Below are 14,650 nucleotides of genomic sequence, written 5' to 3' on the forward strand. Positions count from 1 at the left end.
CCCAGCCGCCCACGCGGCATGCTCGGTACCGGTCCGCTCCTCCCGGGCCGCTCCAGCGGTCGGGAGTCGCGCTCCGTCGCACTCTCCGCTCCGACAGACCAGGTGAACCATGGCCACGCAGACCGCTCTCGACGCCGTGCGCGCCGCTCCCACTCTGCTCGAGGCCGTCCGGATGGCGGATGAGCTGACGGTCGCCGCGGTGAGCGACGGCGGCGGCCGCGCGGTGCGCCTGCTCACCCGCGCCGCTCTGGACCCCTCGGACCAGCTCACCGCGGTCGCGGCCGTGCACTCGCTCGCGCAGGTCTTCGACGAGGAGGCCGACCTCGCGCTGCTGATGCTGCTCGAGGACGAGCGCCCGTACCTCCGCGAGCACGCCGCCTGGGCCTTCGGCGGGCGCCTGCCCCGCCCCGCTGCGCTCGGACCGCTGCTGCGCCTGGTCCGCGACGGCGGCTTCTCCGGCATGCTCGCGCAGCGCACCGTCCTGCTCTGGGCCTCCTCGACCCCCGACCTCGTCGCCGTCGCGCTCGAGGGCGCGCTGCTCGGCGAGCGCGAAGCGGCGGCCCGGGCGCGGCTCGTCGAGACCCTGGGCCTCGTGCCCGGCACGATCGCCGGGCGCACCCTCCTGCACGTGGCCGCCGATCGCGCGGAGGGGCTGGAGGCGCGGGCCGCCGCGACGGACGCGCTCGGCGAGCGCGGCTCCGACGACGCCGAGCTCCTGCTCACCGGCCTGGCCGAGGAGGCGGCGCCGATCGGGCCCCTCGCCCGGCTCGCCCTGGGCGACCTCGCCCCCGCACCGGCCGTGGAGGCCGGACCGACGGTCGCCCAGCTCTTCGTCCACGCCGACATCGACGGCACCCTGACGCGGGTGGGCGCTGGCGACAACGGCGGCATCGCGACCCTGCTGGTGCGCCTGGGCGACTCGCTCGTCGAGCAGGAGGGCATCGACCGGGTGCTCACGCTCTCGCGCGGGACCCCGGCCGAGGCCGAGCGCGCGCTCGGCGAGCTGCCCGACTCCGGCCACGGCTTCGCTCCGGTCCCGTTCGTGGGGCCGCCCGTCGCCATGCCCCAGGCGTGGAGCCGCCGCATCGCCGCCGAGCGCGGCATCCGCCGGATCCTGCGCGCGGCCGGCCGGGTCGACGTGCTGCACCTGCGGATGGCGGACGTCGGATCCCTCGCGGCGGCCGCGGTCGCCCGGGAGCTCGAGATCCCCGTCGTGTTCACCCTCGCTCCGGACCCGCACGCCCTGATCGCGGGCCTGGACGCCTCCGGCGCCCTCACCCGCGCGGACTTCGGCGAGCGCGACGCCGCCGAGCACTTCTGGTTCCGCGTGCGCCTGGTGCAGCGCCTGGCCGCCGACGCCGCGCACACCGTCCTGTTCCCGCGGGAGGAGCTGGCGGCGACCATCCGCGAGCTGATCGGCGTCGACATCACCGCGCACCCGGAGCGGCACACGATCGTCCCGGAGGGGATCGACGTCGGCCTGGTCGAGCGCGGCGAGGCGGCTGCGCGCGCCTCCGCCGCCGGTGAGCCGGTCGCGCTGGACGAGGGCGGGGACCTGGCCTCGCTCGACCTCCTGCTGGAGGAGCTGCCCGAGCACCGCCGCGGCCTCCCGCTGCTGCTCAGCGTGGGCCGCCTGCACCGGGTGAAGGGGATGGCGGCGCTCGCCGAGGCCTGGGCGTCCGACCCCTCGCTCCGGGAGCGCGCCAACCTGCTCCTGGTCGGCGGCGACCTCGCCGACCCGAGTCCCGACGAGCGCGAGCAGCTCGACCGCATCCGCGCCGTCGCGTCCGACGGGCTGCTCCTGGCCGGCCACCGCCCGAACGGGACCGTGGCCCGCTGGCTCGGCGCGATCCGGCACGGCCGACCGGGGCTCTCTGCTCCGGGAGGCGCCTACGTCTGCGCGAGCGTCAAGGAGGAGTTCGGCATCGCCCTCCTCGAGGCGCTCTCCGCAGGACTGGTCGTCGTCGCTCCGGCGACAGGCGGGCCCGCGACCTACGTCGAGGAGGGGGAGACCGGCTTCCTGGTCGACACCGCCGACCCCGCGGCGCTCGCCGCCGGCGCCGCCGCCGCACTGGATCTCGCAGGAGGGCCTCTCGGCGAGCACGCCGCGGCCCGCGGGCGTGCGATGGTCGCCGAGCGCTACACGGTGCAGGCCATGGCTCATGCCCTCTCGGGCGTCTACGCGCACGCGACCGCGGACCAGGAGCGTCCCCTCCGCTCGCCGCTCGTGCTGGGGGCCTCGTGACCCTGCTGATCATCAGCCCCGACTACGCGTCGCACCTGCTGCCGCTGGCGACCCTCGGCACGGCGTGGCAGGAGGCGGGCGAGCGCGTCGTCGTGGCCACCGGCGACGCGACGCGCTCCATCGTCGACGGCTTCGGATTCGAGCACATCGCGCTCCGGCTGGGGCGCGGCTCCAACCCGGGCACGATCCGCGCGGAGGAGCAGGCGCCCGACGAGGGCGCGTCCCTCCGCGGCTTCTTCGACGCCACCCGGCGCGGGATGGTCCCGACCCTCGCCTACCAGGCGCGGGAACGGCTCACCGACCTGCTCTGGGATCCGTCCGGCGTCGCCGCGCGCCTGCGCGTGATCCTCGACGAGGTGCAGCCCGACGCGATCGTGGTCGACCACCTCGCCTTCACCGCGCGCGTGGCGCTGAAGGCACTCCGCGTGCCCTACGGCGACGTCGTGCTCGGCCACCCCAGCGCGCTCACGGTGCCCGGCGAGGTCTACGGCTTCCCCCCGGTCTGGCCGGACGCCTTCGCTCCGGAGCCGGACGACCTCGATGCGCTCCGCGCCCTCTGCGAGCGTGTGCGCGACTCCTTCACCTCGGAGTGGAACGCCGCCCTCACCACCCTCGACCCCGGGGCGGCGCCCAGCGCCGACGCCTTCGCCGAGAGCGGCGACGTCCTGCTGCTCAACTACCCGGGCGAGCTCCACGACTCGGCCCGCACCGCTCAGCTGCCGCCGCACGCGTTCCTCGGCTCCGCCGTCCGCGAGGAGCCCGACGACGCGGAGGTCGAGGAGTGGCTCGCCGCGTCCGAGGATCCGGTCGTCTACGTGAGCTTCGGCAGCTTCCTCTCGGTGCGCGACGACGTGCTCGCCCGGGTCGTCGAGGCCCTGGCCGGCGTCGAGGCCGGGGGCAGGCCCGTCCGCGTGGCTCTCGCCTCCGGCGCGACCGAGCGCGCGGCCCTGGGCGAGATCCCCGAGGGCTGGCTGGTCCGCGGCTTCCTGCCGCAGGTCGCGCTCCTGCGCCGGGCCGCGCTCGCGGTCAGCCACGGCGGCAACAACAGCGTCACGGAGGCGATGACGGCGGGCGTGCCGCTCGTCGTCCTGCCGTTCTCGACCGACCAGTTCGTGGGGGCGGCGGCACTCGAGGACGCCGGCTTCGCTGCCGTGCTCGACCCCAACGCCGCCTCCGCGCGACAGCTCGCGGAGGCTGCGCGGCGGATGCTCGCACTCGACGCTCCCGCCCGGGAACGGCTGACGGCGCTCGCCGAGGGCCTCGCCCGCGAGACGGGGCCGCAACGGGCTCTCTCCGCCCTGAGCGGAGCGACCGTCCAGCGCTAGCCTGGGCCGATGGTCGAGCCGACACCCCGGGACGCGCCCCTGCGCGCCGAGCGGGACGCTGGGCGGGCGGAGCCGATGCTGGGCGCTCTCGGCGCCTTCGGGCGCTTCGAGGGGATCGTCCCTCCGCTGTTCGAGGCGGCCGTGCGGATCCTGCACCCCTCCGACGACCCGCCCCGGCGCTGGCGCGAGGTCGCCGAGCGGGAGGGGACGCTCCTGCATCCGCTCGCGCAGTGGTACTCGCTCACCGGCGAGCATCCCGACGAGTACCCGGAGCCCCGCCTCGGAGTGCTCCCGCTCGACGAGCTCGCGGCCGTCGCCGCCGTGCTCGCGGAGCACACGAGCACCCCCGACGACTGCCTCGCCGTGTTCTGGGAGGGGTTCGGCGTGCTGAGCGGCGGGTCGCGGATCCTGATCTCCCGCTCGGACGCCTCGGAGGAGCTGCCCGAGTGGATGAGCGATACCCGGCCGACCGGCTGGGAGCACCCCGAGACCGCTGCCGCGGCGACGGTCGAGCTGCCGGGGCGGGAGGGGCCTCTGCTCTCGCTCGACGTCAGGGTGCTCGAGGACACCGCGTGGGCGCGCGCGGCGGGCTTCGCCGACGCCTCCGGGCTCGTCGTGCAGACTCCACTCGCGCTCTGGCCGGAGGACCGGGCCTGGTACCTCGCGAGCGAGGTCGACTTCGACTCGACGCTGATCGGCGGCTCGCGCGCCCTCGTCGACGACCTGCTGCGGCTCTCCGCCGCGGGGCGGATCGAGGCGTTCCTCCTGCCGGATCAGGTGGACCTCACGAGCACCGGTGACCGGCTCAACCCGAGGCGGCGGTGACGGGGTGAGCGACGAGGACGACGAGCGCTGGCTCGTGGTGAAGGGCCGCCGATGGCGGCGCACCGACCCCTCGCTGCCGGAGGACGTGGTCGCCGGCCTCACCTCGCACCTCGGGCGCGGGCGCTCGGGAGTGCGCTCGGCCAGGATGCACGAGGACGCGGAGGCGGAGGCGCTGGCGCGCAGGAGGATCGGGCTCGCCAAGCACGGGCTGGGCGAGCGCGGACCGGCATGGTGGGACGAGCCCGAGGCCGATCGTCTCGAGCGCGCCCGCGAGGCGCTGCGGGCGCTCGAGGAGCTCGACGCTCCGGAGGACTGACTCGGCTTCTGCATCCCCCGAGCGTGCTCGTCGGGCGAGGCGGGCGGGGAGTGCCCGAGCGGATCCGGGGAGAGCGCGCGGAACCGCGGCCTGTGGAGGAGGACCGCCCCCGCCGAGGCCGCCCGCCGAGCCCGCCCGCCCCTAGCGGAACCTCACCACGAAGCCGTCCTCCGGCCCGGTCGGGAAGCTCTGCAGGCTCACGCGCAGATCCTGCCCGTCCTCGACGTCGTACGGGTGCTCCGCGGCCAGGAGCTCCAGCGCCGCGGACAGCAGGTCGACGGTCGCCGGCTCGCCCGGGCACCGGTGGTCGCCTCCGTAGTGCCCGCCGCCCTGGGCGATGAAGCCGTTGCGGTCGACCGGCGACCGGAACCGCTCCGGATCGAAGCGGCCCGGCGCCTCCCAGTGCGAGCCGTGGTCCGTCGCGTAGAGGTCGAGCAGCATCCACTGCCCCGCGGGAAGCGTCTCGCCGCGGAAGTCCAGCTCCCGGCGGGCCCTTCCTCCGACCATCGGGAAGAACGGGTAGAAGCGCCGCACCTCGTTCGCGAACGCGACGCGCTCCTCCTGGTCGGCGAGCCGCTCCCGCCACTCCGGATGCCGGTGCAGCGCGAGCGCCGCCAGCACCACGAAGCGCCCCCACCGCGACCGTGGGCCGCAGCACGTTGATCAGCTCCACCGCGGCGACCTCGACGGGCAGGAGGCCGCCGTCCTCCTTCTCGTGCGCGATCCGGTGCAGGGGAGTCGGGGAGGGTCCGGCCGTCCGGCTCGCCTCGATCAGGCCGCGCGCCCACCGCTCGGTCGAGCGGCGGCGGAGTCGCGCGGCCCAGTTGGGCGGGCCGAAGCGCCCGGCGTTGTCGATCATCGCCCGGAGCTCGTCCGTGCGCCGCAGCACCTCCTCCTCGTCGGCCTCGATGCCGGCCCACGACAGGACCGCGCGGCCCAGGACCTCGGCGGCGACGTCCTGGAGGCGGACCCGCTCGCCGGTCAGCCGGGCGGCGGACGCCTGCCACTCCCGCGCGAAGGCCGAGACCAGCCTCGACCGCTGCTCGGGCGTCTCCACCAGATCCAGGAACATCCGCTTCCGCCTCCGGTGCGGCTCGTCCTCGAGGGTCTGCACGCTGCCCTCGTCCTGCAGGAGGTGCAGCACGGAGCCGGGCAGCGCGCCCTCGCGGTCGAAGCGCCCGCCCTCGTAGAAGAAGCGCGCCGCCTCGATGCCGCGCGCCATGATCACGGGCCGTCCGAGGATCCGGGTGCGGAACGCGTCCGCGCCCACGTCGTCGAAGCGCCGCGTCCCGAAGAGGTAGCCGTCGGCGAGGACGGCCGCGCTGCTGTCGACCGCGGGGAGGACGGGGATCGAGGCGGCGATCAGCCGGCCGATCCCTCGGTGTCGTCGCCCTCGGCCTGCGAGAGCTTGTCGACGCCCGCGTCGTCGACGTGGTCGTGGTTCTGCGGGTTCTCCTGCGGCTGCTCGGTCCGGTCGGTCATGGTGCTCCTCTCGCGTCGGCGCGGTGCGCGCCTCGCGGCCACGGTAGGAAGAGCGCGGCGGAGCCGGGTACCCCGTTGACTCGCGGGGGAGGGGCGGGCAGACTCCGCCGCCCTCAGCGCCTCCGCAGGAGGACCGGCGCGGTCGCCCAGACCACGGCGAGCAGCAGCAGCACGCCTCCGCCCGCCCAGAGGCTCGCCGGCCCGCCCAGCACGACGTCGAACACGAAGCCCACGACTCCGACGAACAGCAGCGATCCCGCCGCGAGGCACACCGTGACCACCCGGTTGCCGAACCGCACCAGCTCGGCCTTCCTCCGCCGCTGGAACAGCAGCCGGTGGGCGATGACGGGCGCCAGCGCCAGGATCGTGACGCACGCGGCGAGCAGGACGAGCACGAGGTAGAGCGCCACGTCGGGCGGCGCGAGGTCGGCGAAGCGCTGCTGGAAGCACAGCGTCAGCAGGAAGCCGCCCAGGATCTGCGTGCCGGTCTGCACGACCCGCAGCTCCTGCAGGATCTCGTTCCAGTTGCGGTCGGATCGCTCCTCCACCGTCTCGTCGCGACCGGAGTCGGGGGCGGAGGGGTCGACGGGTCGGTCGCTCATGGGACGAGGGTAGAGCTCACGCGAGCAGGGACTCCGCCAGCGAGATCGCCCCGCGCACCCCGGACTCGTCGCCGAGGGCCGGGCGCACGATGCGGATCCGCCCGCCGCCCGTCCCCGTCGCTCCGGGCGCGCCCATCAGCCGCTCGACCTCGGCCTCGACCGCGGGGACGAGCCCCGGCGTCTTCGACACGCCTCCGCCGACGACCGCGAGCCGCACGCCCGCGACGTAGGCGAGCGTCGTGACGAGCTGCGCGAGGTAGTAGGAGCTGAAGCGGAGGTTCGCGGCCGCCTCCTCGGGGCCGAGGCGGGAGCCGTCGACGCCCCAGCGCGCCGAGATCGCGGGACCGGCGACCAGGCCCTCGAGGCAGTCGCCGTGGAACGGGCAGGTGCCGGCGAAGCCGTCCTCGGGGTGGCGGCGGGGCAGCAGGTGCGCGACCTCGGGCCAGCCGCTGCCGGCGAGGAGCCGTCCGCCCGCGATCACGCCGCCGCCGACTCCGGTGCCGACCGTCAGGTAGACGAAGTCGTCGACTCCGGCTCCGGCGCCCCAGCGGGCCTCGCCCAGGGCGGCTCCGTTGACGTCGGTGACCAGCGCGAGCCGGGCGCCCGGTGCGGCCGCGCCGATCGGGCCGAGGACGTCGGTGCCCTCCCAGCCGAGCTTCGGCGTGGAGGTGAGGTGCCCGTAGGTCGGCGAGCCGGGATCGATGTCGAGCGGGCCGAAGGAGGCGACGCCGACCGCGGCGATGGTGCCGTCGACTCCGTGGCCTCTCACGAAGCCGGCCAGATCGGCGAGCGTCTCCGCGGGCCCGCGGGTCGGCAGGGTCGTCGTCGCGAGGATCCGCTCGGGATCAGCGGCGTCGGCGACCGCCGCGACGACCTTCGTGCCCCCGGTCTCGATGCCGACGAGGAGGGGACGCTCGGCGGTGGCGTTCATGGATCTCCAGGGCTGGTGCGGTGCGTCTCGGGTCTCAGCAGGCGGACAGCGAGCGCACCTGCGCCGACAGGGTCAGGGGGCTGCCGAGGAGCAGCACCTGATCGAGGTCGTGGCCCTGCATCTTCACACGGGTGCTGCGCGGCAGGCAGGTCGGCTCGCTGAGGTAGAGCGGGGCGCCCTGCTTCGCGGCGACCGGGCCCACGGCCAGCGCGTCGGCGAAGCCGGTGGCGGTCGCGAGGTAGACGGTGTCGCCCAGCTCGGACGGCGGGAAGACGTCGTTGAGGTGTCGGCTGGTGTCGTGGCGGTCCGTCCCGGCGATGCGCGACACGGTGTCGGCGATCTTCGCGGCGCGGAGGTCGGCCTCCACGGCGGTAGAGATCGACGGCGCACCGCCGAGCAGCTGCACGGAGGAGGGGTCGAGTCCGGCGAGGGTGTCACGGGTCGGCTGGTCGAGGCGCGAGCGGGCGCCGTCGACGAGGAGGACGGGCTCGGCGCGGCGGCCGGCGATCGGCGCGACCGAGAGGGCGTCCGGGAAGTTGGTGCCGGTCGCGACGAAGACGTTCTCGTAGCTGCCGTCCGGGAAGGCGTCCTCGACGATCCGGCGCGAGGTGTCGTAGCGGTCGACGCCCTCGATGCGCTCGGTCGGGATCCCGAGGGCCTTCACCTGCTGGAGCACCGACTCGCTCACGGAGAGGGCGCTGCCGACCACGACGATCCGCTGCGGGGCGAGGCGGCGCAGCTCGGCCGCCACCACGGCGGGCAGGACGCTCGGGTCGGTGAGCAGGAGGGCGCCGCCCTGCTTCGCGGCGGCGGGGCCGGCGCTCAGCGCGTCCGGCCAGTTCGCTCCGCTGGCGAGGTAGACGACGGGGGCGCCGTCGGCGAATCCGGAGGCGGTCACCGCGACGGCGGTCGCGTACCGGTCGGTCCCGGCGAGGCGGGCGACGTCGGAGGAGTAGGCGGACGGGAAGAAGTCGATGCCGCTGCGGCCGCCCGGCGGCACGGAGACGACCGCGCGCTCGTCGAGGCGGGCCAGGCGCGAGAAGTACTGGTCGTCGTAGGCGGGGTACCCCGGCTCCACGAGGCGCAGGAGGTAGTCGCCGGCGGGCAGGGCGAGGTCGCCCGTGTCCCACGCGCGGGCGGCGCCGGGGGCTCCGGTGACGGGGACGGTGTCGAGCAGCGAGTACGTCCCTCCGTCGACCCACCAGGCCTGCACGTCGAAGGAGGGGGAGGAGACGCCCGGGACCGCGTCGGCGGTGACCGATCCGGACAGCTCGGCGCTGCGCAGGAGGGAGATGGCGACGGACTCGTCGGTCCCCCGGGTCGTCCTCGCGGCCTCGGCGACCGGGGTGTCGCCGAACCAGGTCGGGTACCAGTCGTCGCTGCCGATCAGGTTCGCGCGGACGGTGAGGGGCTCGCCGCCGGGAACGGGGAGGGAGAAGTCCGCGCCCGTGTTCGCCTGGGCGACCACGTCCCCTTCGGCGTCCTCGACCTGGACGTAGAAGTACGGGTTCTCGGGGGCGGGGTGCTCCTCATCGGCGTCGCGGAGCGCGATGGTGCCGGACAGGACGACCTCGGCGGCCGCCTCCTGCGCGGCGCTCGCGCCCGGGAGATCGGGGGCGGCGACGGCCGGACCGGCGGCGAGGCCGGCCAGCAGGAGAGCGGAGACGCCGATCGCGGCGAGGGGGCGTGCGGGCACGGCGGGCCTTTCGGCAGGATCCGCGGGAGGCCGCGGCGGACACGGTGTCTGAATGCTAGCCGCCGCCCGCCTCCGGGCGAGGGCGGGTGTCGGCGGGATGGGCCCCCGTCCGGGGGACGGTGGTGGTGGATTCCCGGGGCCACCGGAGGAGTCCGCGCGAGCAGGCTCCCCCGGCGACCCGGGTCGGATCCCCTACTTGACGACCGCTGCGGTGGCGGCGGAGGTGCGCGTCGCCGTTGTGTAGTCGGCCTTCTTGCCGGTGACGGTCACCGTGATCTTCTTCCCCACCGTGGCGCTGGTCGGCTTGTAGGTGGCGGAGGTCGCCCCGGAGATCGCGGTGCCGTTCGCCTTCCACTGGTAGGTGAGGGCCACCGGCGAGGGACCCCACGTGCCCGGCTTGGCGGTCAGGGTGGAGCCGACCTTCGCGGTGCCGGTGATCGTCGGGGTCGCGGCGGAGAGGGTGCCCGCCACCACGGCGCTCGTCTTCGCGGAGGTCTTCGTCACAGCGGTGAATCCGGACTTCGACCCCGTGACCGTCACGGTGATCGTCTTGCCGAGAGTGGCGCCGGTCGGCGTGTACGTCGCGGACGTCGCCCCGCTCAGAGCGGTGCCGTTCGCCTTCCACTGGTAGGCGAGGGCGACGGGGGAGGGACCCCAGGTGCCGGGCTTCGCGGTGAGGGTCGAGCCGACCTTCGCCGTGCCGCTGATGGTCGGCGTCGCGGCGGTGATCGCGCCGCCGGTCACGGCAGCGGTCCCGGAGGAGACCCGCGTGGTCGAGACGTAGCCCGACTTCGAGCCCGTGACGGCGACGGTGATCACCCTGCCCGCGTCGCCCGCGACCGGACGGTACGTGGTGCCGGTCGCCCCGCTGATCGCGGTGCCGTTCGCGCGCCACTGGTACGCGAGTGCCACGGGGGAGGGACCCCAGGTGCCGGCGCTCGCCGTGAGCGTCGAGCCGACCGCGGCGGTGCCGGTGACGGTCGGCGTCGCGGCGGTGAGGGCGGTGCCGCCGATGCGCACGACGGTCGATGCCGCCCCGCTGTCGCCTCCGGCGTTGATCGCGCTGACGCTCATCGTGTAGGTGGCGCCCGCCGCCAGGTGCGTGAACGTGAAGGAGCGGGCGGTGGCGGCGACCGTCGTCGACCACGGACCGGCGCCCGCGTTGTCGACGCCGTTGCGCGAGACGCGGTAGCCGGTGATCGCCGGGTTGCCGGCCGACTCCGGAGGCGCCCAGGAGATCGTCGCGGATCGCACGCTGTCGTTCGTGGTGCCGGCGACGCGCGTGGGAACGGAGGGGGCGAAGTAGGCGTCGGCGGTGCGGGTGACCGTTGCCGCTTCGCTGGTGCCAACGTCATTGATCGCTTGAACGGTGAAGGTGTAACTCGTGTTCGGGCGAAGATTCGTGAAGGTCTGCGAGCGGCGGTCGGCTGAGACGACGGTCGACCAGGGGCCGCTGCCTGAGGAATCGTTGCCATCGCGGGCTACTCGGTAGCCGGTGATGTCCAGGCCGCCGTTGCTCGACGGCTCGTTCCAGGAGACGGTGATCGAAGTGCCTGAGGACTGCGCCCGCACGTCCCCCGGCGAGGAAGGCGCGAAGTACTGAGTACTGAACCACGTGCAGGTCTTCAGAGAGTCGGTGTAGGTGCGACGGTTCTTAAATCCATTCGTCGTGGATGCAGACCAGAGGCAGAACTGGTAGGCGCCGTTTCGTTCTACGTCGAGGATCTGGGAAGTGGTGTCTGCGCTGTAGACCGCGTCGTAGCCGGGGTATCCCTCGACATCATCGGCCGGTCCGAAAATGGTGTCAGTAGTGGCGTGGTACTCGTCGAATCTGCACTGCTCTCCGCCGACCGACGGAGCCTTCCACGAAGCCGTTGCAACAGCGGTCGCGGGGTCGACGTGGACGGTGAGGTCCGACGGCCCGGGTGCTCCCGGCTGTCGGTACGCCTCTGCCACCGCTGCAACGCTCTGAGTCTCAGAGGCTTCGAGAAGCTCACCTTCAACCCCGCCGGAATAGGGTGCGGAGAAGTCGGTGACGCTGACTACCTCGATACCGATCGGATCGTTCGTGTGCGGAACGGCAATTGAAACAGAGGTGGCGCCCTTTACGTCAGTGAGTGCAGTGGTGAAGGTTTGGTACAAGTAGTACCCGGGGTAGAAGTAGAACTTGTCGTAGACGTGCACGCGATAGCCGGCGACTGCTTGCTGGGGAGCGTTCCACGAGACCGTGATCGAATCCGTGCATCCGTTCTGCACGGCGACGACGTTCGTCGGCGCAGCCGGCGATCCCGCGGCCTGGGCCGGGGTCGCGACGAAGAGGGAGAGGAGCAGGGCGAGGAAAAGGGAGACGCTGAGGGTCTTCGTTCGCATGGAGGAGGGCATCCGGATTCGTCGGAGCGAGAAGGCCGACGACTGTCGGGCCGGAGGGATCGTCCCATGCCGCTTATCGCTGCCCTAAGTCCCCCATTCAGGGCAGAATTCGGCGGATTCCACAGATGTCATCAGCGCGATGACAAGAGAGAGGGATAAGGCCTTCTCGCCGAGAGGCGCAACGTCGTCCCTCCTAAAGCCGCCTCAAGGCGAGAGTCGCGGCGGCATCACAGCGCCCCGCGGAAGAGCCGCGGTGGTTTCCCGCGCCGCACCCACCGTTCACGCGCGTTCCGTGCGCCCCACGGCGAGAACCGCACGATCGGCGCGTGCAAGACTGGGCGCGAGCGTGCTCCATCCCGCTGCGTCATGCGCGGGGCACGGAGCCACTGGACCCGGTCCGCTCATCCGCATCCTTTCGCAGGAGGACTCGAATGACCGATACCGCCGTGCTCGCCGAGGCACCCGCCCGAACCCCCGTCGCGAAGACGATCCTGATGTGCCGTCCCGAGCACTTCACCGTCGTCTACCGCATCAATCCGTGGATGGACCCGCAGGTCCCCACCGACACCTCCCTCGCCGTCCGGCAGTGGCAGACCCTCTACGACACCTACGCCGATCTGGGCTTCACGATCGAGCTGATCGAGCCCGAGGCCGGACTGCCGGACATGGTCTACGCGGCCAACGGCGGATTCGTGATCGACGGCATCGCCTACGGCGCCTCCTTCACCTACCCCGAGCGCCAGCCCGAGGGCCCGGCGTACATGGACTGGTTCCGCTCGGCCGGCTTCGACGTTCGCGTCCCCGAGGAGGTCAACGAGGGCGAGGGCGACTTCCTCCTCGTCGGCGAGCGGATCCTCGCCGGCACGGGCTTCCGCTCCGCCTCCGACTCGCACGCCGAGGTCGCCCGCGTCTTCGGCCGCGAGGTCGTCACGCTCGAGCTCGTGAACCCGTCGTTCTACCACCTCGACACCGCGATCGCCGTGCTCGACGACACGAACATCGCCTACCTTCCGAGCGCGTTCAGCGAGGAGGGCAACCGCACCCTCCGCGAGCTCTACCCCGACGCGATCCTCGTCTCGGAGGAGGACGCGTCCGTGCTCGGGCTCAACTCCTTCTCCGACGGCCTCAACGTCGTCATCGCGTCCCGCGCGACGGGCTTCGAGCGCCAGCTGCGCGAGCGCGGCTACAACCCGATCGGCGTCGACCTGTCCGAGCTGCTGCTCGGCGGCGGCGGCGTGAAGTGCTGCACGCTCGAGCTGCGCCGCTGACCCACTCCCCGTGGTCGGCGATCAGCAGCGCCGACTCACCCTCCACTGTCCACGATCCGTCGCACTCGACGCCGAGTGCGACGACTCCTGGAGAGTCGATCGTCCCCTCAGGAGGAACGACATGAGCATCACCGACACCGACACCGCCCGCTCCGCCGCCCTCATCGCCGCGGAGGAGGAGCACGCCGCCCACAACTACCACCCGCTGCCCGTCGTCGCGGCCACCGGCGACGGCGCCTGGATCACCGACGTCGAGGGCGTCCGCTACCTCGACTGCCTCGCCGCCTACTCCGCCGTGAACTTCGGCCACTCGCACCCGGTGCTGCTGGAGGCGGCCCGCGAGCAGCTCGGCCGCGTCACCCTGACCAGCCGCGCGTTCCACAACGACCGCCTCGGCCCGTTCGTCACGGCGCTCGCCGCGCTCGCCGGCAAGGACATGGTCCTGCCGATGAACACGGGCGCGGAGGCGGTCGAGTCGGGCATCAAGGTCGCCCGCGCCTGGGGCTACCGGGTCAAGGGCGTCGCTCCGGGCCGGGCGAACATCATCGTCGCGGCGGGCAACTTCCACGGTCGCACGACCACGATCATCTCGTTCAGCGACGACGCGGAGGCGCGCGACGGCTTCGCTCCGTTCACGCCCGGATTCCGCACGGTCCCGTTCGGCGACGCGGAAGCCCTCGAGGCCGCGATCGACGACGACACCGTGGCGGTGCTGATCGAGCCGATCCAGGGCGAGGCGGGCATCGTCGTGCCGCCGGCCGACTACCTCCCGGCCGTCCGCGAGATCACCGCGCGCCGCAACGTCCTCTTCATCGCGGATGAGATCCAGTCCGGCCTCGGCCGCACCGGCGCCACCTTCGCCTGCGACCTGGTCGGAGTCGTCCCCGACGTCTACCTGCTCGGCAAGGCGCTCGGCGGCGGCATCGTCCCCGTCTCGGCCGTGGTCGCGGACGCCGACGTGCTCGGCGTCCTGCAGCCGGGCCAGCACGGCTCCACCTTCGGCGGCAACCCGCTCGCCGCCGCCGTCGGCCTCGCGGTCGTCGAGATGCTCGCGACCGGCGAGTACCAGGCCCTCGCCCGCGAGCGCGGCGCCCAGCTGCACGCCCGCCTCGAGGCGCTCATCGGCCGCGGAGTGGTCGCCGTCCGCGGCGCCGGACTCTGGGCCGGCATCGACATCGACCCGGGGCTCGCCTCGGGCCGCGCCGTCTGCGAGGCCCTGATGGCCCGCGGAGTGCTGGCCAAGGACACGCACGGCTCGACGATCCGCCTGGCGCCGCCGCTCGTGGTCACCGCTGCCGAGATCGACTTCGCCGTCGACGAGCTGGAGGCCGTGCTCGAGTCGCTGCGCTGAGGCGCACCGTCCTCCCTCCGCGAGGTGCCGCTCCGGTCCGCGACACGCCGTGTCCGGCGTGTCCGAACGGCATCCCGCGGGAGGGGGAGGGACGTGTTGAGACGGGACGTCTCGATGTCGCGGCAGGCCGTCGCCGCTCTGCGATACTCGCGCGATGAGCACACCTCTCCCGCCGGAGAACACCCCGCCCTCGTCCCCCGACCAACCCGCCGCAGGCCCCGCCTACGGCACGGCGACCC

General features: G+C 73.6%; 11 protein-coding genes. 6 read left to right on the plus strand and 5 right to left on the minus strand.

Going from position 1 to position 14,650, the window contains the following annotated elements; translation table 11 throughout:
* The first annotated feature begins 109 nt into the window (after positions 1 to 109).
* The 4 genes from C5C44_RS11625 to C5C44_RS11640 are packed head-to-tail and all read left to right on the plus strand — an operon-like array spanning position 110 to position 4,711.
* A complete protein-coding gene (locus C5C44_RS11625) occupies positions 110 to 2,245 on the plus strand; it encodes a glycosyltransferase (protein WP_104335896.1) in 2,136 nt (711 codons plus the stop codon).
* Positions 2,242 to 3,570, plus strand: coding sequence for a glycosyltransferase (locus C5C44_RS11630; RefSeq protein ID WP_104335897.1), 1,329 nt, complete (start codon positions 2,242 to 2,244; stop codon positions 3,568 to 3,570). The genes C5C44_RS11625 and C5C44_RS11630 overlap by 4 nt, the downstream gene beginning before the upstream one ends.
* A 9-nt stretch (positions 3,571 to 3,579) precedes the next feature.
* Positions 3,580 to 4,395, plus strand: coding sequence for a hypothetical protein (locus C5C44_RS11635; RefSeq protein ID WP_146084337.1), 816 nt, complete (start codon positions 3,580 to 3,582; stop codon positions 4,393 to 4,395).
* Positions 4,396 to 4,399: 4 nt separating this feature from the next.
* Positions 4,400 to 4,711: a biopolymer transporter Tol gene (locus tag C5C44_RS11640; RefSeq protein WP_104334149.1), complete on the plus strand. Its 312-nt coding sequence runs from the start codon at positions 4,400 to 4,402 to the stop codon at positions 4,709 to 4,711.
* A 141-nt stretch (positions 4,712 to 4,852) separates the two neighbouring features.
* Here the strand turns inward: C5C44_RS11640 and C5C44_RS11645 are convergent, their stop codons facing one another.
* From C5C44_RS11645 to C5C44_RS11670, 5 genes are all read right to left on the minus strand, one after another.
* On the minus strand, positions 4,853 to 5,335 hold the full coding sequence (locus tag C5C44_RS11645) for a cytochrome P450 (protein ID WP_104335899.1): 483 nt from the start codon (positions 5,333 to 5,335) through the stop codon (positions 4,853 to 4,855).
* 971 nt (positions 5,336 to 6,306) lie between these two features.
* A complete protein-coding gene (locus tag C5C44_RS11655) occupies positions 6,307 to 6,795 on the minus strand; it encodes a DUF6328 family protein (protein WP_104335901.1) in 489 nt (162 codons plus the stop codon).
* A gap of 16 nt (positions 6,796 to 6,811) precedes the next feature.
* Positions 6,812 to 7,726, minus strand: coding sequence for an ROK family protein (locus tag C5C44_RS11660; RefSeq protein WP_104335902.1), 915 nt, complete (start codon positions 7,724 to 7,726; stop codon positions 6,812 to 6,814).
* Positions 7,727 to 7,760: 34 nt separating this feature from the next.
* Positions 7,761 to 9,422, minus strand: coding sequence for a cell wall-binding repeat-containing protein (locus C5C44_RS11665; protein WP_104269318.1), 1,662 nt, complete (start codon positions 9,420 to 9,422; stop codon positions 7,761 to 7,763).
* 192 nt (positions 9,423 to 9,614) lie between these two features.
* Entirely contained in the window at positions 9,615 to 11,792 is a 2,178-nt protein-coding gene (locus C5C44_RS11670) for a fibronectin type III domain-containing protein (protein WP_181132827.1), read from the minus strand.
* Between the two features lie 431 nt (positions 11,793 to 12,223).
* On the opposite strand from C5C44_RS11670, the gene ddaH reads away from it, so the two are divergent.
* Positions 12,224 to 13,060, plus strand: a complete 837-nt coding sequence (gene ddaH / locus C5C44_RS11675) for a dimethylargininase (RefSeq protein ID WP_104226838.1) — start codon at positions 12,224 to 12,226, stop codon at positions 13,058 to 13,060.
* Positions 13,061 to 13,181: 121 nt separating this feature from the next.
* Complete coding sequence (gene rocD / locus C5C44_RS11680; protein ID WP_181069123.1) at positions 13,182 to 14,411, plus strand: ornithine--oxo-acid transaminase; 1,230 nt, start codon at positions 13,182 to 13,184, stop codon at positions 14,409 to 14,411.
* Positions 14,412 to 14,650: the final 239 nt, after the last annotated feature.

Source organism: Rathayibacter sp. AY1F6 (genome assembly GCF_002932035.1).
In the GTDB taxonomy this organism is placed as follows: domain Bacteria; phylum Actinomycetota; class Actinomycetes; order Actinomycetales; family Microbacteriaceae; genus Rathayibacter.